Here is a 19137-nt window from a genome sequence, read left to right as displayed (position 1 = left end):
CAAGGCCCGTGCCATCGGCATAAACGCTTTGATTTCAATCGGTTGTAGATCCACGCCGAACGCTGCGCACCATTCCTGTGCGGCAAATGCCCCGGCCCGATTGCCCCCGCTTCATTGCGACGCACTGCATCGCCTATCACCAGCATAGTCAGAGTTGATTTCACTGCCCGGCCGCGATTGCGGATAATCCGCGCATTCGCTGCAAAACTTCCCCGGCACGCCGTCGCGAAGTAGTCAGCTCAACTGATCTGAACTGCCTTGGCAGCCCCGTCCCGACAGGACTTTATTGCACACCCGTCTTCCCTTTTAGCCACCCTCTCCGGTGGCTTTTTTTTGCCCGGGATTCTTGTTTCAGGGTTTTGCCACTGCGATGTGCAGAAGCCAGAAACGACAACGGCCGACCCGAAGGTCAGCCGTTGCCCGACAAACAATGCGCAATATCAATTCAACCGGTAACGATTGCGCACCTCCTGCTTCACGCCCCAACCCTCGATAATGCCGCCCAGCGGTTCGACCACGGCAGAAAAGCCTTGCTCGAAATCGCCGATGTCGTCATAGGTTGCGTACATCACTTTGCTCAATTCCAGCGACCAGGCGCCGTCGTCGCGCGCACTGACCTGGGCATTGATGGATTCACCGCGAAATTTGCCTGCTGCCCTGCGCGCCCGCTCCTCGTCCGGGAAAATCGCGTAGAACTCGATGGGATGGAACCGGGAAAAATCGAAGCCGCCTTCTTTCATGCGGCGCAGAACGTTGCTGCTGATGTCTTCTTGATAGGCTGTGCTCATGAATCGTCCCCCTCGATTGATGGATAGACTTTCCGTATTCCCGCCCCGGGCCTTTTGGCCTAAGTACTACGGCAACGTGGTTGCGCGCGGGAAACAAGCATGTAGCTGACAAGACCAGACCTTAGCGATCCATTCGCTGATCTCGCTTGCAGAGTAGCCCCAAGAGAGCGCCGCTGCCAAGGCCTGGTTTACGAGATGACAGGAAGTGTTCAGACAGGGGTGATGCTGAGGATTTCGATGCCGTTCTGGGTCTTGAGGTTTTTCACCCCGGCATCGGCGGTGCGCCCTTCCAGATCGTTGAGATCCAGCTGGGCGGCGACCGGAAGAAGCCGCTCCTTGATCAGCCGCGCGGCTTCATCATCGGACGGGCATTCCTCACGTTCGAAGACTTCATCAACAATTTCGCCGTGATCATCCACGAAAGTGACTTTCCACTTTTGCATCAGTGCCTCCTCGATCAACCCGTAAATGGGCTTACCTCTATCTCGACTTTTTTCCGCGAGAGTTGGTTCAAAAGGATTACAGCCGCCAACGGTGAAAATAACCATCCGATCGATAGGGCGGACTCTGTGGCGAGGGGATTTATCCCCGTTCGGCTGCGCAGCAGTCGTAATGCCGTCCATTGCGGTTTAACGGAGACACCGCGCAGGCCGGTTCACGGATGCTGCGCATCCCAACGGGGATAGATCCCCTCGCCACAAAAGCTCCCTTGCAGAGCGACTTCAGAGTGATCAGTCGTTGCTTGGCTTGTTGACCGCTTGCAGCACGTATTGCGGCAAGGCGAACGCGCCGATGTGGATTTCCGGATTGTAGTAACGGGTGACGATGCCGCTGCCGATGAAGCGCTGTTGCAGGGTTTCACGGCTGAGCTTGCGGTAGGCCGGGTTGGTCGAGCCCCAGGCGAAGGTCATCGAGCCGCCGATGTAGGTCGGCACGGCGGCCTGGTAGAAGTGCCAGTCCGGGAACAGGCTGCGCAGGCGACCGGCGGTGGTTTTGACTTCGTCGATTTGCATGAACGGCGTGCCGTTCTGAGTCACGAGGATGCCGCCTTCGTTCAGGCAGCGGTGGCACGCCTGGTAGAAATTCTCCGAGAACAGCACTTCGCCCGGGCCGATCGGGTCGGTGGAGTCGGAGATGATCACGTCGAATTTTTCAGTGGTGGTGGCGACGAAACGCATGCCGTCATCGATCACCAGGTTCAGGCGCGGATCATCGTAGGCACCGGCGGAATGGTTCGGCAGGAATTCCTTGCACATGTCGACCACGGTGCCGTCGATTTCGACCATGGTGATGTGTTCGACGCCGGCGTGCTTGGTCACTTCGCGCAACATGCCGCCGTCACCGCCGCCGATGATCAGCACGCGCTTGGCAGTGCCGTGGGCGAGGATCGGCACGTGGGTGAGCATTTCGTGGTAGATGAATTCGTCGGCTTCGGTGGTCTGGATCACGCCGTCCAGCGCCATCACCCGGCCCATGCGCGGGTTCTGGAAGATCACCAGATGCTGGTGTTCGGTGCGCACTTCGTGCAGCAGTTTTTCCATGCGAAAACGCTGGCCGTAGCCTTCGTAGAGGGTTTCCAGGTACTCGCTGGTCTTGGTAACGGTCATGGTCAAGTGCTCCGATAAATGCGCGGGCGCCATCGTGGGGACGATTGCCCGGGAAAGGCGCGCATTCTACGTTGCCGAAGATGACAGGTCGAACCTCAGCTTGTTTTTACCACCGCAAACCAATGTGGGAGCGAGCCTGCTCGCGAAAGCGGAGCGTCGGTTGCCGTTGATGGCGACTGACACAACGTCTTCGCGAGCAGGCTCGCTCCCACAGGGATGACCGTGTGATCGAAAATCAGCTCAGATCCGGACGTTGCCCCGCGGTCCGGCAATCGCCCAGATGATCAGGCCCAGCACCGGCAGGAGGATAATCAGCAACACCCAGACGATTTTCATCCCGGTGGAGGCGCCGCTTTTGAGCACATTGATGATGGCCCAGATATCGAGGGCAAGGATAATCAGGCCGATCAGACCGTTGAACGTGGAACCCATGGTGTCGCTCCAGAATAGTGGCATGCACTTTTAGGATAGACGGTCGCGCGCAGGGTTCCCTTTTATTGCGTTCAGACGTGAACAGCGACCTTCAAGGCTTCCAGTGCCGGCGCAGCGGCGATGCCGACCTCGGCGCACAACTCCAGCACGCGGGGCACGTCGTTGCCGTAGACCAGGACCATTTGCAATTCATCGTCGAGCAACTGGCTGAAGTTCATCAACGTGTAACCGCCGTTTTCCTTGTTCAGGCTGCTCATCTGCACCTGGATGCGGTTGAGTGCGGTCAGTGCTTCGGTCTTGGCCAGTTGTTTGGGCTTGAGGTTGAAATCCACGCCGGGGCCAAACGAAGCAACGATTTGTGCGAACAGATCGACATAGGTATCGGCCTGGAACAGCACAGTTTCCGGCAGGCTGCCGACCACTACCCACTCACCCAGCGGGATCGGGAATGTGTCGTCGTAGTTGATGTCCGGATTGGCGGCCAGAAAAGCATTGGCATCGGCGTAGGCCTGCGCGGCTTCGTCGGCCACTTTCAGGATCTCGTCCTCGCCCATGCAGCCGGAGCTGATTTTGCTGATGAGTTCGACGAGTGCGGCTTTCATGAGGGCGGATCCTGTAGTGACAGTGGAATTTCGGGCGCGAAGAATAGCGCAGAAAAGCAAAAGATCGCAGCCTTCGGCAGCTCCTACAGGTCCTGCGCTCACTTGGCGAACGCATCAAGTGTAGGAGCTGCCGCAGGCTGCGATCTTTTGATCGTTTATCAGGCCAGCAACTTTTCCAGCTGCGCAGTGGTATCGACTGCACCCATGGTCCGCGCCGCATCCAGCGCGGTCACGCCATTGGCGTCCTTGGCTCTCGGGTCAGCGCCCTGGCCGATCAGGTAATCGACGATTTCAACGCGGTTGAACATCGCCGCCATCATCAGCGCCGTGCGGCCGTCGAAGGAAGAACCTTCAATCTCGGCGCCCGCCTCAACCAGCGCCTTGACCACCGCCAGATCGCCTTTGAACGCAGCGCCGGCAATCGGGCTCTGGCCGTTGCCATTGCGCATTTCCGGATCGGCTTTGTGTTTAAGCAGAACCTTCACCGCATCAACATGGCCGTAGTAGCTGGCGAGCATCAACAAGGTGTCGCCCTTGCTGTTTTTCAGGTTCACCGGCAGCCCGGCGGTGACCAGGCGATCAAGCATCTCGGCATCACCGTCGCGCGCCTTGTTGAAAACCTGCTCGGTGAATTCGGCAGCTTCTTCAGGGGTCATCTGGCGGCTTTGGTCAGACATGTGGCACTCCATTTCGGTCTATCGGAAAGCCGACAGTTTCCCGAGCGCGACGGTGCCTGTCACTCGGTATTTTCCGAGCGTCCCGATAGCCACACTCAATATCGATGTTTGCCCTGTTGAATTTCAGCGAGGATTTGCTCACTGACATGCACGTAAGTTTCGCTGCCGGGCAACCAGGCGAAGATCGGATCATCGCCCGTAAGCCCGGGGTCAAAGCCTTCCGTTTTCAGGCGAGTCTTCTGGTATTTGAAGGTCCCGGTGGTTTCCATTTTCACTTTCACCCGCAGGAACAACGGCACGGCATAAGCCGGCATACGTTGCCGGACGAAACTCAGCAATTCAGCGAAATCCAGCGTGGCCAAGGATTCCGCAGGAGTGATGGCGGCCATTCCGGCGCGCCCGTTGGTGTTGGGGATTTCGACACCGTAGGCCACAGCTTCAGCAATCAATGGATGTTGCAGCAACAGGTTTTCGACTTCGGTGGTCGACACGTTTTCACCCTTCCAGCGATACGTATCGCCGAGGCGATCAACAAATTGAGCATGGCCGAAACCGATGTTGCGCAGCAGGTCGCCGGTGTTGAAAAAGCGATCGCCCTTGTTGAACACATCGTGCAATACGACGCGGGCGGTTTTCTGCGGATCGGTGTAACCGTCCAGCGGCGCTTTTTCGTCGATCCGCGCCAGCAGCAGGCCTTGCTCGCCCTTGCCGACCTTGCGCATGAAACCATCTTCGCCGCGCAACGGTTCGCCACTGTCATGGTCGTAAGCGACCAGTTCCCAGGCCATCAGCGAAAACCCGACGGTGTTGTCGAAATTGAGGATGTTGGTGAAACCGATGTTGCCGTCGCTGGCCGCGTACAGCTCACAGATATGCTCCACCGCAAAACGTGATTTGAACTCGGCCCAAGCACCAGGACGCAGGCCATTGCCGATCATCTTGCGCACATCGTGACGGCTGTCATCGACGCTGACCGGTTGCTCGACCAGGTAGCGGCACAATTCGCCAACATAGCCGATGGTGGTCGCGCGATAGCGGCGCACGTCATTCCAGAACTGGCTGGCGCTGAATTTGCGGCGGATGGCGAAACCCGAGGCGCCGTTGATCGCCGATCCCCAACACACGCACAGACCTGTGGCGTGATACAGCGGCAAGGTGCAGTAAACGACATCATCCGGGCGCATATCGAGGGCGATCATGCCGAAGCTCGCCGAACTGCGCATCCACCGTCCGTGCTTGAAAACCCCGGCCTTGGGCAGACCGGTGGTGCCGGAGGTGTAGATGTAGAAACACGGATCGTCGAAGAATACTTGCGCGCTGCTCGGCGGGTTATCGCTGCTGGCGTCAGCACTGGCGCTGATCAGATTGACGTAATCCTCGGGCGCGATGCCCGGGTGGCTGTATGTGTCCTGATCAGCGACAAACCAGGTGCGGGGCGCTGCGATCGCTACCTGATCACGCACGCCGGCATAGGCAGCGGTCAGTTCTTCGCCGACCACGATGGCCACAGGCGCAACCAGATTGATGCTGTGAACAAGCGTGTCGCGCATCAATGAGGTGTTGAGCAGCGCACTGACCGCGCCGAGCTTGGCCAGCGCCAGGATTGTCACCAGTAATTCCGCACGGTTCTCGATGAACACCGCGACCACATCGCCCTTGCCGATGCCCTGCTCGCTCAGGTAATGCGCGATGCGATTGGCCCACTGATTGACCTGTGTATAGGTCAAGGCAACGTCGCCCTGCAACAACGCCGCACCATCGGGATTGCGCAGCGTCGCCTGCTCGAACGTCCAACCCAGGCCGCACGTTTGGGTCGGATCCGTGACGTTGGCCACCTTCATGCCTTTGACCACCCGGGGGATGGCCTTGGCGATCATCGGCAGTTTGCGGAGCATCATGCCCCAGGTAATCGTGTCGCTTGGTGCGTGACGCATGAAAGCTCCCCGTTCGATCTTGACGTGCAGACCGCTGTTCTTGTTATCGGGTAATGACTGCGACCGACGCGTTTACTCCGTGGGTCGAGAAGGAAAGTACGTCAGTGCTCGCGGGGCTGTACACGCGGTTTTTGCAATGATTTGTATCCCGTCGCGCCTCCGGGGAAGAGCGGATTCTGGTACGGACGTTTGGTTCCGTTGTACGGAGAAAAATCACGCAAAATGCAGGATGCACGATGGCCATTCATGCAGATTGCACGACGCCTGCAAAATGCAACGCCTTCAACTTGTTGATTTTAAAGGGATTTTATTCGAATCAATACTGGCACAAACGCTGCAACTACCTCCGCATGCTTGCCATTCAAGTACATACGGAGCTGATGACATGAGCCTGATTCAAGAAAAATTTACATCGCTGTTCTCCAACTACGAAGTCAGCACTGCCCCGCGTCCTGACGGTGGCATCCTGCTCACTCTGCGTAGCAGCGACGGCAAAGTCTTCAAACGCGCCCTCTCGTATCAGCAACTGCATGCCGGTGACCAACTGTCGTGGGCGATCAGCGCGATCCGCCGCGACCTGGCCGAACAAGCCAGCGAGCTGCCGCAAATTGCGATGCTGCAGAGCCAGCAGCGTTTTGCTCTGCCGACCTATCACTCGCTGTAATTGGCTTTAAACAAAAACAGGCCGTGGAGCATGCGCTTCACGGCCTGTTTTTTGTGCGCATGATTTTTGTAGGAGCTGCGGTACGCTGCGATCTTTTGATCTTGATTTCATGCGTAAATCGAAAGATCGCAGCCTCGTTTCACTCGACAGCTCCTACAGGGATGCGTGCAATGGTCAGAACGCTTCCGGTTCGATCCCGGTAAAGCTGTCCACCGTCACGTGTCCTGCCAACTCCCCGCCTTCACGCGCCAGGCCACAGGTTTTCATGCCGGCTGACTGGGCAGCGTCGAGCTCTTCGACGATATCCGACAGGAACAGGATTTCATCGGCTTCAACACCCACCGCCTGCTGAATGTTGCGGTAGGACTGCGCCTCACGCTTCGGCCCCGATGTGGTGTCGAAATAGCCGCTGAACAGCGGTGTCAGATCCCCCGCTTCCGAGCAACCGAAAATCAGTTTCTGTGCCTGGATCGAGCCGGACGAGTAAACAAACAGTTGATAACCGGCCGCATGCCAACGTTGCAGCGCTTCAACGGCATCCGGATAAACATGCCCTTTCAACTGCCCGGCCTGATAGCCCTGCGCCCAGACCATGCCCTGCAACGCCTTGAGCGGCGTGGCTTTGCGGTCTTCAGCGATCCAGCTCAAGAGGATTTCAACAACCCGCTCGACATCGGCCTGCGGCTCATTGCTGTCTCGGCGCACGGCGTCGAGCTGTTCGGCGACATCGGCACGCGAAGCGGTCTGGCGCACAAAGTCGGGCAAATGTTCGGCGGCGTAGGGAAACAGCACGTCGAAGACGAAACTCACCGCGCTGGTGGTGCCTTCGATGTCGGTGAGGATGGCTTTGATCGACACGGTTTCAGTCCTCCAGACGCGGGAAACGACCGGCGATGTCTTCGCCGGTGAAATTGGCAACCCAGCCTTCCGGGTTGTTGAACAGACGAATCGCCACGAAATGCGGATGTTCGCCCATGTCGAACCAGTGCTTGGTGCCGGCCGGAACCGAGATCAGGTCGTTCTTTTCACAGAGCACGGCGTAGACGTAATCGTCGATATGCAGGGTAAACAAGCCACGACCGGCGACGAAAAATCGCACTTCGTCTTCGCCATGGCGGTGCTCTTCGAGGAACTTGGCGCGCAGCTCGGCTTTTTGCGGATGATCACTGTTGAGGCTGATCACATCGACCGTAATGTAACCGCGCTCGGTCATCAGTTTGTCGATCTGCTCTTTATAAGCGCTGATGACCTCTTCCTGACTGGCGCCGGGCTGAATCTTCGCGGCGGCCTGCCAGCGGTCGAAACGCACGCCCTGCTCGGCCAGCGTCGAGGCGATGTCTTCGAAATGGGTCAGCACCTTGTTGGGAATCTCAGGGCTGGAAACGTGATAAACGGACAGGCTGCTCATGGGCAATTCCTCGGTAGCGGCGGCGCCGTCCGGCTCTTGAAGACCGGTCGGGCGCCGCATGGCATCAGGCAAACGGGCTGTTTCAGATGAACTCAGCCTTGGCGGTTCATGACGCTGCGGGTTTTCAACTCGCATTCAAACAGGAATTCAAAAGCCTCGATCTGCCGCAGCGCGTCGCTCATCTGCGCGCCCCAGGTATAGAGACCATGGCCGCGGATCAGATAACCGACGCAATCGGGATGGGCGTCGAGCCAAGGCTGCACCTTGGCGGCGAGGCGCGCAATGTCCTGATCGTTGTCGAAAATCGGCACACGCACCCGTGATTCGTGGGTGGAAATGCCGCTGAAGGCTTTCTGCAATTCGTAGTCTTCAAATTCGATGAAATCTTCCGGGGTCAGGCGCGACAGCACCGTGGCATTCACCGAATGGGTGTGCAGCACCGCGCCGATTTCCGCGCGCCAACTGTAGAGCTGGGTGTGCAGCAAGGTTTCGGCGGAGGGTTTCTTGCCCGGCTCCAGGCTATTGCCGGACAGATCGGTAGCGAGCACGTCATCCACACCCAACTGGCCCTTGTGCTTGCCCGATACGGTCAACAGCGCTTCGCTCGGCGACAGGCGTGTCGAATAGTTGCTGCTGGTAGCTGGCGACCAGCCACGGCCATATAGAAAACGCCCGGCGTCAACGATCTGCTGGGCGAGCTGTTCACGACTAAGGCTCATGGCCTGTCCTCTTGCATACATGTGGCAATGATAACGGCAGCGGCAAGCGCTGCGAGACTGGCAATACTAAAGGTCAATGTTGCGCCGAGGGCATTCCAGCTGTAGCCGGAATACAGCGCGCCGAGCGCCCCGCCGGTGCCGGCCAGTGCCGCATACAGCGCCTGGCCCTGGCCTTGCTGGCGGGCGCCGAAACTACGTTGCACGAAAGCGATGGCAGCCGCATGAAAGCTGCCGAATGTCGCTGCATGCAACACCTGGGCGAACAACAACACCCAGAGAAACTCCGCAAACGAACCGAGCAGCACCCAACGCAACGCCGCCAGAAGGAAGCTCGCCAGCAGCACCCGGCGCAGGGAAAAGCGCGCCAGAATGCGGCTCATGGCCATGAACATCAGCACTTCGGCCACCACGCCCACGGCCCAGAGCATACCGATGACGCCACGGCTGTAACCGAGGCGTTCAAGGTGCAAAGTCAGAAAGGTGTAATACGGCCCGTGGCTGACCTGCATCAGCGCGACGCAAGCATAAAACGCCAGCACGCCGGGATGACGCAATTGCTTGAGGAAGCCCTCACCCGTCGGCCGATTGCCTTGCGCCGGCTGTGCATTCGGCACCCACAGGCTGCTGAGAACGATACCGGCCATGATCAGCACCAACGCCGCTGGGTAGATGTCCAGACTCAGCCATTCGAACAGCCGTCCCAGCACCACCACAGTGATGATGAAGCCGATCGAGCCCCACAGGCGAATCTGGCTGTAACGCGAGGTCTGCCCCTGCAGATGCGCGAGGGTGATCACTTCGAACTGCGGCAGCACCGCGTGCCAGAAGAACGCATGCAGGGCCATGACCATCGCCAGCCAGGCGTAGGTCTGGCTGACGAAAATCAGCGAAAAGGTCAGCAACGTGCACACCGCACCAAAGCGCACGATGGCCAGACGCCTGCCGGTGTAATCGCCGAGCCAGCCCCAGATGTTCGGCGCCACGCAGCGCATCAGCATCGGAATCGCCACCAGCTCGCCGATGCGTGCGGCGCTGAAGCCGAGGTGATCGAAGTACAGCGCCAGAAATGGCGCTGTCGATCCGAGCAAGGCGAAATAGAACAGATAGAAACTGGACAACCGCCAGTAAGGAAGCGCCGCCACGCCGGTTATGCCGCGACGGCTTTGAGCGCGGCCATCAGAGCTGGCCCAGCACCGGCGTGCTCACGCGCACATCGGCGTTCTGCCCACGGTGGCGCAGCAGGTGATCCATCAGCACGATGGCCATCATCGCTTCGGCGATCGGCGTCGCGCGGATGCCGACACAAGGATCGTGACGCCCCTTGGTGATCACATCGACCGGGTTGCCATTCACGTCGATCGAATGCCCCGGGGTGGTGATGCTCGAGGTCGGTTTCAATGCCAGATGCGCAACGATTGGCTGGCCGGACGAGATACCGCCGAGGATGCCGCCGGCGTTGTTGCTGAGGAATCCTTCCGGCGTCAGTTCATCGCGGTGTTCGGTACCACGCTGGGCGACACAGGCGAACCCGGCGCCGATCTCCACGCCTTTGACCGCGTTGATGCTCATCAGCGCGTGGGCCAGTTCGGCGTCGAGGCGGTCGAAAATCGGTTCGCCAAGACCCGGCATCACGCCTTCGGCGACCACGGTGATCTTCGCTCCGACCGAGTCCTGATCGCGGCGCAACTGGTCCATGTACGCTTCCAGCTCCGGGACCTTGTCCGGGTCAGGACTGAAAAAGGCGTTTTCTTCGACCGAATCCCAGGTCTTGAACGGAATTTCGATCGGGCCGAGCTGGCTCATGTAACCGCGAATGACGATGCCCTGACTGGCCAGATACTTCTTGGCGATCGCACCGGCCGCCACGCGCATGGCGGTTTCCCGCGCGGAACTGCGGCCACCGCCGCGATAATCGCGTTCGCCGTATTTATGGTGATAGGTGTAGTCGGCGTGAGCCGGGCGGAACAGGTCCTTGATCGCCGAGTAGTCCTTGGACTTCTGGTCGGTATTGCGAATCAGCAGGCCGATCGAGCAACCGGTGGTGCGACCCTCGAACACGCCGGAGAGGATTTCGACTTCATCGGCTTCCTGGCGCTGGGTGGTGTGGCGGCTGGTGCCAGGCTTGCGGCGATCGAGGTCGCGCTGCAGATCTTCCAGGGAAATCTCCAGGCCCGGCGGGCAGCCGTCGACAATGGCGACCAACGCCGGACCATGGCTTTCGCCAGCGGTGGTGACAGTGAACAACTTGCCGTAGGTATTGCCGGACATGCAGGACGCTCCGTGAAATCAAACCCGAATTCTTGATGCGCGCCAGTATACGCAGGCTAACCGAGTAGTTCATCCTCGAACCTTAGTGGTGCTGGCGAGTCCAACCGGCACCTTGACCAATGATGGCGTGATGATGCTGCGAGTTCTGATCTTGAGTCTTACCCTCTTTACCGGCTTTGCCCAAGCGACAGTCCTACAGCGCCCGGTCACTCTGGACACCGGCAGCGGCGAACTTTTCGGTTCGCTGTTGCTGCCCAAGTCCGACAGCCCGGTGCCGATTGTTCTGATGATTTCTGGCTCAGGTCCTACAGATCGCGACGGAAATAACCCCGACGGCGGACGCAATGACAGCCTCAAGCGCTTGGCCTGGGTGCTGGCCAAACACAACATCGCCAGCGTGCGCTACGACAAGCGTGGCGTTGCGGCAAGCCTGGCGGCCGCTCCCGATGAACGTGATTTGTCTGTAGAAGGCTATGCGGCGGACGCCGTGGCGTGGGGGCAGAAGCTCAAGGCCGATCCGCGTTTCGGCAAACTGATTCTGCTCGGCCACAGCGAAGGCGCGCTGATTGCCAGCCTCGCCGCGCCGAAGCTGGACGCAGCGGCGGTGATCTCGCTGTCCGGCAGCGCGCGCCCGGTCGATCAGGTAATCCGCGAACAGTTGGCGCGCAGCCTGCCGCCGCCACTGATGCTGCGCAGCAACGAACTGCTCGACAGCCTCAAGGCCGGCCATACCGATGACAACGTGCCGCAGCCGTTGCAGGTGATCTTTCGCCCGAGCGTGCAGCCGTACCTGATTTCGCTGTTCCGTCAGGACCCGGCGCAGGCCTTTGCCCAGTTGAAAATGCCGGCGCTGATTGTCCAGGGCAGCAACGACATTCAGGTCGGCACCGAGGACGCGAAGCTGCTCAAGGCGGCGAAACCGGACGCGCAACTGACGGTGATCGAAGGCATGAATCACGTGCTGCGCATCGTCCACAACGACATGAAGCGGCAATTGGCCTCCTACAAGGACCCGAATTTGCCCCTGGCCGCCGAACTGGGCGCCGCCGTCATCGAATTTATTGACGGAATTCGTGCAAGTTAACTGCGTTTTACCCTCCAGCCTCACAGAAAACGGCCGATAAGCCTTTGTCGCCAGCGCAACGTCTGGCGGCAAGCAGGGCTTGGACAGGATCTCGCCGTTATGACTGAAACCCAGACTTCACCCGACACCAGCGCTGAAAAAGACGCACCGCCAGCGGTCGAACTGCCGTGGGCGGACGTTCAGGCCGAGCACCACAAGATGCTCCGCCTGGCGCCGCTGCAGACCGACCGCAATACCGGCGGCCGGCCGTTGCGCTTTGTCGAATTCGGTTACGCCGAGCGCAACAGCAAAGAGCGCAGCCTGATGCGCATGGCGATCAAGCTGCCCAACCAGCGCGTGCGCAAAGAGCAGAATCATCTTGATGTGTGGGTAGACCACGCGAGCAAACGGGTGAGCTTCGGTCCCGATAGCGGCTTGCAGATTGAACCGCTGAATCGCGGTATCGGCCGCTTCATGGCTGCGCAAGGCATCAATTGGGCGAAAAAACGCTGGCCCGGCTACACCTTCGACGGCATGGACCTGAACAACAAGGACGCGCTCAACGAAGACACTCGCTTGCGTCGCGACCATTTCCTGCGCGTGCACGGTTTCGATGTGGCTTACGCCGACGCCCAGCATTTGAAAGGCAGCATCAAGGCGGTACAGCTCGGTGATCTGCTTGGTGACTGGAACAGCGAAAAGCTGCAGATCGTCGAAATTCTTGAAGCCGCGCAGATGCTCCAGCAGGCCGAACAGAATCTCGCGGAGCAGGAAGTGAAGCTGAAGAAGCAGGAAGAAAAAGTCAGCAAGTTCAAGCGCGAAGATGCCGGGCTGCGTTTCACCATTACGTGTCTGGTGGCATTTGCGGTGTTTCAGGCGGGGTTGTTGATCTGGATTGCTACGCACCGCTGAGGGCTTGAGCGCGTACTGATCGTTCCCATGCTCTGCGTGGGAATGCAGCCCGGGACGCTCCGCGTCCCAAAAGCGGACACAGAGCGTCCATTGATGCATTCCCACGCGGAGCGCGGGAACGATCTGTCACAACCTTAGACGCGGGACGCGAACAGGGCCTGATGCGCGCGGCACTGCTCGGCTGTCAGCATGAACACGCCATGCCCACCACGCTGGAACTCCAGCCAGGCGAAATCGACTTCCGGGTACAACGCCTCGACGTGCACCTGGCTGTTGCCCACCTCGACAATCAACAAACCTTTCTCGGTCAGGTGATCCGCCGCTTCGGCGAGCATGCGCCGGACCAGATTCAGACCATCATCACCGCAGGCCAGACCGAGCTCCGGCTCGTGCTGATATTCGTCCGGCATGTCGGCGAAATCTTCCGCGTCGACGTAGGGCGGGTTCGACACGATCAGGTCGAAACGCTGACCCGGCAAGCCATCGAAGCCATCACCCTGCACCGTGTAGACGCGCTCATCGACGCCATGGCGCTCGATGTTCTGATTGGCCACTTCCAGCGCCTCGAACGACAGGTCCGCGAGCACTACCTCGGCATTCTGGAATTCGTAAGCGCAAGCAATGCCGATGCAGCCGGAGCCAGTGCACAGGTCGAGAATCCGCGCCGGTTCGTTGCCGATCCACGGCGCAAAGCGGTTTTCGATCAGTTCACCAATCGGCGAACGCGGGATCAACACGCGCGGGTCGACGATGAACGACATGCCGCAGAACCAGGCCTCGCCGAGCAGATAGGCGGTGGGAACGCGATCCTCGATGCGGCGCTTGAGCAAGCGCTGCAGATTGACCAGTTCGTCGTCTTCCAGCGCGCAATCAAGATAGCTGTCGGCGATTTCCCAAGGCAGGTGCAAAGCGCCCAGTACCAACTGGCGCGCCTCGTCCCAGGCGTTGTCGGTGCCATGACCGAAAAACAGATCCTCCCCATGGAAGCGGCTGACGGCCCAACGGATGTGGTCGCGCAGGGTACGAAGTCGGGAAGTGATCACGGCGTAGAACTCCAGAAAAAACGACTGGCGATTCTAGCAGCCAAAACGCGCGACGACGACGCAGGAAAAACCGCGCGGCAACGGTAGGAGATTTCTTTTTTTTGCATCAGGCATTGAACGGAACGTGTAACTTGACAAGGCTGCAGGCCAAGAACGACGGCGCCTACGATGGTAGCGATTCACAGAACCGCTCAGCCAGAGGACAATGTCGCAAAAGCCCCACCCCGAGGAGCCCCAGAATGTCCGTTCCAAAAACGATGTTTCAACTCAGCGGCCGCGGTTACGCAGCGGCCACACTGAGCCATGCCACCGTGGTCATCATCGATGCCCAGAAGGAATACCTCAGTGGCCCGCTGGCCCTGAGCGGCATGGACGCGGCCGTCGCGAACATCAAACAAGTGGTTGCCGCAGCCCGTGCCGCCGGTCGGCCGATCGTGCACGTGCGTCATCTCGGCACCGTGGGTGGCCTGTTCGACCCGCAGGGCGAACGTGGCGAGTTCATCCCCGGTCTGGAACCACAGGGTGATGAAACCATTATCGGCAAACTGCTGCCGAGCGCGTTCCATGGCACCGAACTGCTCGAGCGCCTGCAGAACCTCGGCTCGCTGGACCTGATCGTTTGCGGTTTCATGAGTCACTCCAGCGTCAGCACCACCGTGCGCGCGGCGAAGAATCTCGGTTTCCGCTGCACCCTGGTCGAAGACGCCTGCGCGACACGCGATCTGCCGTTCAAGGGCGGTGTACTCAGCGCCGAACGCGTGCAGGAAGCGGAAATGGCGATCATGGCCGACAACTTCGCCACGCTGGCCAAGACTCAGGACCTGATCTGATCCTGCCCTTGCGAGCGGTGCGTTGGCGCCGCTCATCCGCTATATCCGCTGATTTGCCGCAAATGCCATAGCCTCAGGAACAACCCGGTCAACTCCCGGTCGAAGGGCCGATACCATTGAGGAAGGTCGGAATGAAGTTATCCGATGGATTTGACGCACGCCGTTTGCGGCCCAAAGGCCAAAGCAACTGGCGTTTTCGATTTGGCGCGGCGATCTCGGCCATTCTGGCGACGTTCGGCGTGCTGCTGGCGATGGCCGGGGCAGCCAGCCTGCTCGGCCGCCCGCCGGCGCTGGGTGACCTGAACGCATCACCGCTGGGCTCGGCAATCATGCTCGCCGTCGGCTTGCTGTTTCTGTATTTCGGCGTTGCCCTGTGGCGCCGCTGCCGCCGTCGCGCACGGCAATCGCGGGAACTGAACATGGCCCCGCATCTGATGAAAAAACACGACTGACCCAACGGCCTGGCTTTTTGCCGGGCCGTTTTCTGTCGACTTGGGTAAACTGGCCGCCCTTCGCGGAGGCTGACATGCAAGACGACGATTTTTCTCTGTTCAAAAGTGCGATCCAGGGCGTCAAGCCGATCAAGCACGACCGCGCCGACACCGGCAAACCCAAGGCTGACCGCGCGCAGATTGCCAAGCTGCGTCAGTCCGCCACCGTGCGCAGCGAAACCACCATCATTGACGGCTTGTCCGACCAGTTCGTGATCGACGTCGGCCCGGAAGACGAACTGATGTGGTCCCGCGACGGCGTGCAGGAAAGCCAGATGCGCAAGCTCAAGGTCGGGCAGATCCCGTTCGAAGGCAGCCTCGACCTGCACGGCATGAGCGTGGAAAAGGCCCGGGAAACGCTTTGGGCCTTTCTCGCCGAAGCGACCAAGTTCGAAATCCGCTGCGTACGCGTGACTCATGGCAAGGCTGTGCGCCTCGATGGCAAGCGGCCAATGATCAAAAGCCATGTCAACACCTGGCTGCGCCAGCACGCCCAAGTCCTCGGCTTTTGCTCCTGCCAGGCCCGTCACGGCGGCGCCGGCGCGGTTTATGTGATGCTGAAACGGACGATGATGGAAGGTCGCGACGAATAAAGCCATCACACCGAACTTGCAGGGTTGTGTCCGCCACCGTACCCTTGCCCTTTGCGAAAATCCCCACAGGTAGTTTCATGTCCCTGGAACAGAATTACACCGCGATTCTCGGCCAACTGGGCGAGGACGTCTCCCGCGAGGGCCTGCTCGACACGCCAAAGCGTGCCGCCAAAGCCATGCAGTACCTCTGCCGCGGTTATGCACAGACGCTCGAAGAGGTCACCAATGGTGCCCTGTTCAGCTCCGACAACAGCGAAATGGTGCTGGTCAAGGACATCGAGCTGTATTCGTTGTGCGAACACCACCTGCTGCCGTTCATCGGCAAGGCGCATGTCGCCTATATCCCGAGCGGCAAAGTGCTGGGCCTGTCGAAGGTTGCGCGGATCGTCGATATGTACGCCCGTCGCCTGCAGATTCAGGAAAACCTCAGCCGCCAGATCGCCGATGCGGTGCAACAAGTCACCGGCGCGCTGGGCGTGGCCGTGGTGATCGAAGCCAAGCACATGTGCATGATGATGCGCGGCGTCGAAAAGCAGAATTCGTCGATGATCACTTCGGTGATGCTCGGTGAATTCCGTGAAAACGCGGCAACCCGTAGCGAATTCCTCAGCCTCATCAAGTAATTCGCAACAGAAAAGAGCCGGCGTTGATCGCCGGTTTTTTTTCGCCCGTGAAAAATCGGGTAAGCTGCGCGCCTTCTTCATTTGCACCGTGAGGCTTTCAACGTGTTCGTCAAAGCGCTTCGTGTCGGCCTCGGCCAACTGGTTATCTTCATCGACTTTATTACCCGCCCGGGGAAGAAAAAACGCCCCACCGCTGCTCAGGCGCAAGTCGACGCTGCCGCGAAGGACCTGACGCTGTATCAATTTCACGCCTGCCCGTTCTGCGTGAAAACCCGCCGCGCCCTGCATCGCCTGAATGTGCCGGTGGCGCTGAAAGACGCGAAGAACAACGAGCAGGATCGCCAGACCCTGCTGGAACAGGGTGGCCGAATCAAAGTGCCTTGCCTGCGAATTGAAGAGAACGGGCAGACAACCTGGATGTATGAATCCAAGGTGATTATTGATTATCTGGATAAGCGGTTTGCGGCGGTCTGATGTTAACGGGTTGGAGCGATAGCCGCCTTCGCGAGCGCGCTCGCTCCCACCCTTGAAACGCATTCCATTTTGTGGGAGCGAGCCTGCTCGCGAAGAGGCCCGCACTGACAACGCCGGCCCTTAAGCCGGCGTTTTTGCTAGGCCGCCCTTTCCATCTGCGCCCGCCGCACCACCGCCGCCAACCGCTTCAACCCTTCATCCAGCCGCGCCGGATCGATGTGGCTGAAATTCAGGCGCAAATGCCCATGATGCTTGTCCGGCTCGGGAAAGAACGGCTCACCGGGCATGAATGCCACATCATTGGCCAATGCCTCATTGAGCAAAGTGCGCGTATCCAGCGGTTGCTTCAGCGTCAGCCAGAAGAACAGTCCGCCTTGCGGCATGTCCCAGTCAGCCAGATCGGCAAAATGGCTTTCCAGCCCCAATTGAAACGCATCTCGCCGCAGCCGATAGAAATCCCGCAACTCGCTCAAATGCTGTTGATACTTCTGCGAGCCGATCCATTGCAGCGCCTGCCACTGGCCGATGCGATTGGTGTGCAGGTCCGCCGATTGCTTGAGTTTGAGCAGGTGCGGGAACAGATCCGGACTGGCGATCAAGTAACCGACACGCAAACCCGGGAGCAAGGTTTTCGAGACGGTGCCGGTGTAGATCCAGCTGGCTTTTCTCAGACGCGCGGCAATCGGCTTCGCGCTGCCACCATCGAAAGTCAGTTCGCGGTATGGCTCATCTTCAATCAGCGTGACGCCAAATTCATCGAGCAATGCCGCGACTGCGGCGCGCTTGGCCTCGCTGTAGCGCACGGCGGAAGGATTCTGAAACGTCGGGATCAGGTAGATAAACGCCGGACGGTGTTGTTCCAGACGTTTGCGCAGTTGCGCCAGGTTGGGTCCGTCGGCTTCCTGCGGCACGGTCAGGCAATCGGCGCCAAACAGTTGGAAGATTTGCAGCGCGGCCAGATAAGTCGGCGCCTCCAGCAAAATCTCCGTGCCCTTGTCGATATACAGTTTAGCCGCCAGATCCAGAGTTTGCTGGGAACCACTGACCACCAGCACCTGACTCGCATCGCACTCGAGGCCCAGCGCCCTCGCCTCTGCCGCCAAAGCTTCGCGCAAGGCCGGCTCGCCTTCGCTCATGCCGTACTGACCCAGCGATAACGGCATCTCGTCCCACTCCACCTTCGGCAACATCGCCTCAGCGGGCAAACCGCCGGCGAACGACATGACCTCCGGAAGCTGGGCCGCCGCGAGGATTTCTCGGATCAAAGAACTTTTGAGGCGCGAGACACGTTCGGAAAAAGCCATGGAGGGCACCGTAGCAAGGCATGCAGGAAATGAGTCAAACTGGTTGACTGAAATTACGACAGCTTGAGCGAGTACGTCAACATGCTTGACCTTAAAAACCCCTCCACTCAGCAACAGGCCATGGAAGCGTTTTTCTTCGGCTATCAGGCATTCACTGCCAAGGCTGATGAAATGCTCGAGCGTCGCGGCCTCTCGCGGGTGCATCAGCGCATCGTGTTTTTCATCGCGCGCTATCCGAACCTCAGCGTAAAAGAGTTGCTGGCCCTGCTGGGCGTGAGCAAACAAGCGTTGAACATGCCCCTGCGCCAGTTGCAGGAAATGCACCTGGTCGACAGCGTCGCTTCGCAGACGGACAAGCGTAAGCGCCTGCTTGAGCTGACGGCGGAAGGCGCGAAGTTCGAGCAAGCGCTGCGCCGTGAGCAGGTGAAATTGCTCGAGCGGGTATTTGCCGAGGCTGGGGAAGCGGCGGTGAATGGGTGGTTGGCGGTGAATCTGGCGCTTGGGGGGAATCAGCTGCAACTCGATTGACAGGACCGCCCTCTTCGCGAGCAGGCTCGCTCCCACATTGGAACGCATTCTCCTGTGTGAGCGAGCCTGCTCGCGTAGCCATCCTGATAGCCATATATCCCTATCGGCAAAAAAATCGCCGACAAAACAAAAAACAATATTTGCTTTATTTGTACACAAAAGCATAATCCACTGCGT

Annotated in this window: 23 protein-coding genes; 9 read left to right on the top strand and 14 right to left on the bottom strand. The window is 59.3% G+C overall.

All coding sequences use genetic code 11. The features are described 5' to 3' along the window. Positions 1–440: 440 nt before the first annotated feature. The 7 genes from AB4N73_RS03655 to AB4N73_RS03625 form a co-directional block, all read right to left on the bottom strand. Entirely contained in the window at positions 441–788 is a 348-nt protein-coding gene (locus AB4N73_RS03655; protein WP_003223226.1) for a ribonuclease E inhibitor RraB, read from the bottom strand. A 209-nt stretch (positions 789–997) separates the two neighbouring features. Next, positions 998–1231 (bottom strand): hypothetical protein, encoded by a 234-nt coding sequence (locus AB4N73_RS03650; RefSeq protein ID WP_236169486.1) that lies wholly within the window; start codon positions 1229–1231, stop codon positions 998–1000. 288 nt (positions 1232–1519) lie between these two features. Next, a complete protein-coding gene (gene speE, locus AB4N73_RS03645) occupies positions 1520–2395 on the bottom strand; it encodes a polyamine aminopropyltransferase (RefSeq protein WP_016773785.1) in 876 nt (291 codons plus the stop codon). A gap of 240 nt (positions 2396–2635) precedes the next feature. Further along, positions 2636–2827, bottom strand: a complete 192-nt coding sequence (locus AB4N73_RS03640) for a PLDc N-terminal domain-containing protein (RefSeq protein ID WP_016773784.1) — start codon at positions 2825–2827, stop codon at positions 2636–2638. 71 nt (positions 2828–2898) lie between these two features. After that, entirely contained in the window at positions 2899–3429 is a 531-nt protein-coding gene (locus AB4N73_RS03635; protein ID WP_056784060.1) for a hypothetical protein, read from the bottom strand. 158 nt (positions 3430–3587) lie between these two features. Continuing rightward, complete coding sequence (locus AB4N73_RS03630) at positions 3588–4106, bottom strand: ankyrin repeat domain-containing protein (protein ID WP_056784059.1); 519 nt, start codon at positions 4104–4106, stop codon at positions 3588–3590. 95 nt (positions 4107–4201) lie between these two features. Continuing rightward, a complete protein-coding gene (locus AB4N73_RS03625; protein ID WP_095180815.1) occupies positions 4202–6040 on the bottom strand; it encodes a long-chain-acyl-CoA synthetase in 1839 nt (612 codons plus the stop codon). A gap of 385 nt (positions 6041–6425) precedes the next feature. Here AB4N73_RS03625 and AB4N73_RS03620 point away from each other — a divergent pair, with 385 nt between their 5' ends. Then, positions 6426–6704: a DUF3509 domain-containing protein gene (locus tag AB4N73_RS03620; protein ID WP_016773780.1), complete on the top strand. Its 279-nt coding sequence runs from the start codon at positions 6426–6428 to the stop codon at positions 6702–6704. Positions 6705–6878: 174 nt separating this feature from the next. On the opposite strand, the gene mtnC is transcribed toward AB4N73_RS03620, so the two are convergent. The 5 genes from mtnC to aroC all read right to left on the bottom strand — a co-directional run bounded on the left by mtnC (position 6879) and on the right by aroC (position 11099). Then, complete coding sequence (mtnC, locus tag AB4N73_RS03615; RefSeq protein WP_236169483.1) at positions 6879–7562, bottom strand: acireductone synthase; 684 nt, start codon at positions 7560–7562, stop codon at positions 6879–6881. Positions 7563–7566: 4 nt separating this feature from the next. After that, complete coding sequence (locus AB4N73_RS03610) at positions 7567–8112, bottom strand: 1,2-dihydroxy-3-keto-5-methylthiopentene dioxygenase (protein ID WP_038861971.1); 546 nt, start codon at positions 8110–8112, stop codon at positions 7567–7569. A gap of 92 nt (positions 8113–8204) precedes the next feature. Continuing rightward, positions 8205–8831, bottom strand: a complete 627-nt coding sequence (locus AB4N73_RS03605; RefSeq protein WP_024012225.1) for a methylthioribulose 1-phosphate dehydratase — start codon at positions 8829–8831, stop codon at positions 8205–8207. Beyond that, on the bottom strand, positions 8828–9973 hold the full coding sequence (locus tag AB4N73_RS03600; protein ID WP_024012224.1) for an MFS transporter: 1146 nt from the start codon (positions 9971–9973) through the stop codon (positions 8828–8830). Before AB4N73_RS03600 ends, AB4N73_RS03605 begins: the two co-directional genes overlap by 4 nt. 34 nt (positions 9974–10007) lie before the next feature. Next, positions 10008–11099: a chorismate synthase gene (gene aroC, locus AB4N73_RS03595; protein ID WP_460142923.1), complete on the bottom strand. Its 1092-nt coding sequence runs from the start codon at positions 11097–11099 to the stop codon at positions 10008–10010. A gap of 130 nt (positions 11100–11229) precedes the next feature. Here aroC and AB4N73_RS03590 point away from each other — a divergent pair, with 130 nt between their 5' ends. Together AB4N73_RS03590 and AB4N73_RS03585 are read left to right on the top strand one after the other, a co-directional pair. Further along, the gene (locus tag AB4N73_RS03590; protein WP_110645197.1) at positions 11230–12183 is read left to right on the top strand and encodes an alpha/beta hydrolase; all 954 of its coding nucleotides are present in this window, start codon (positions 11230–11232) and stop codon (positions 12181–12183) included. A gap of 99 nt (positions 12184–12282) precedes the next feature. Next, entirely contained in the window at positions 12283–13074 is a 792-nt protein-coding gene (locus tag AB4N73_RS03585; RefSeq protein ID WP_460142922.1) for a hypothetical protein, read from the top strand. A 134-nt stretch (positions 13075–13208) separates the two neighbouring features. On the opposite strand, the gene prmB is transcribed toward AB4N73_RS03585, so the two are convergent. Beyond that, positions 13209–14117: a 50S ribosomal protein L3 N(5)-glutamine methyltransferase gene (prmB, locus tag AB4N73_RS03580; protein WP_016773773.1), complete on the bottom strand. Its 909-nt coding sequence runs from the start codon at positions 14115–14117 to the stop codon at positions 13209–13211. A gap of 239 nt (positions 14118–14356) precedes the next feature. Between prmB and AB4N73_RS03575 the strand changes: the two genes are divergently transcribed. The 5 genes from AB4N73_RS03575 (at position 14357) to AB4N73_RS03555 (ending at position 17128) form a co-directional block, all read left to right on the top strand. Next, positions 14357–14947, top strand: a complete 591-nt coding sequence (locus AB4N73_RS03575) for a cysteine hydrolase family protein (RefSeq protein WP_016773772.1) — start codon at positions 14357–14359, stop codon at positions 14945–14947. 131 nt (positions 14948–15078) lie between these two features. After that, positions 15079–15399: a hypothetical protein gene (locus AB4N73_RS03570; RefSeq protein ID WP_041479344.1), complete on the top strand. Its 321-nt coding sequence runs from the start codon at positions 15079–15081 to the stop codon at positions 15397–15399. A 74-nt stretch (positions 15400–15473) separates the two neighbouring features. Next, positions 15474–16031 carry a Smr/MutS family protein gene (locus tag AB4N73_RS03565; RefSeq protein ID WP_252883427.1) on the top strand — a complete coding sequence of 186 codons (558 nt, stop codon included), beginning with the start codon at positions 15474–15476 and terminating at the stop codon, positions 16029–16031. A gap of 77 nt (positions 16032–16108) precedes the next feature. Beyond that, on the top strand, positions 16109–16654 hold the full coding sequence (gene folE / locus AB4N73_RS03560) for a GTP cyclohydrolase I FolE (protein WP_011062625.1): 546 nt from the start codon (positions 16109–16111) through the stop codon (positions 16652–16654). A gap of 102 nt (positions 16655–16756) precedes the next feature. Then, entirely contained in the window at positions 16757–17128 is a 372-nt protein-coding gene (locus AB4N73_RS03555; RefSeq protein ID WP_095180792.1) for a glutathione S-transferase N-terminal domain-containing protein, read from the top strand. A 137-nt stretch (positions 17129–17265) separates the two neighbouring features. Here AB4N73_RS03555 and AB4N73_RS03550 read toward each other — a convergent pair whose 3' ends face one another. Further along, a complete protein-coding gene (locus AB4N73_RS03550) occupies positions 17266–18432 on the bottom strand; it encodes an aminotransferase-like domain-containing protein (RefSeq protein WP_460142921.1) in 1167 nt (388 codons plus the stop codon). Between the two features lie 81 nt (positions 18433–18513). Between AB4N73_RS03550 and AB4N73_RS03545 the strand changes: the two genes are divergently transcribed. Next, positions 18514–18960, top strand: coding sequence for a MarR family winged helix-turn-helix transcriptional regulator (locus AB4N73_RS03545; RefSeq protein WP_056786765.1), 447 nt, complete (start codon positions 18514–18516; stop codon positions 18958–18960). The last annotated feature ends 177 nt before the right edge of the window (positions 18961–19137 follow it).

The organism is Pseudomonas sp. S3_B08 (genome assembly GCF_054667725.1).
The sequence above is the reverse complement of the archived record's forward strand: the minus strand, read 5'-3'. Positions and strand labels throughout refer to the sequence as shown.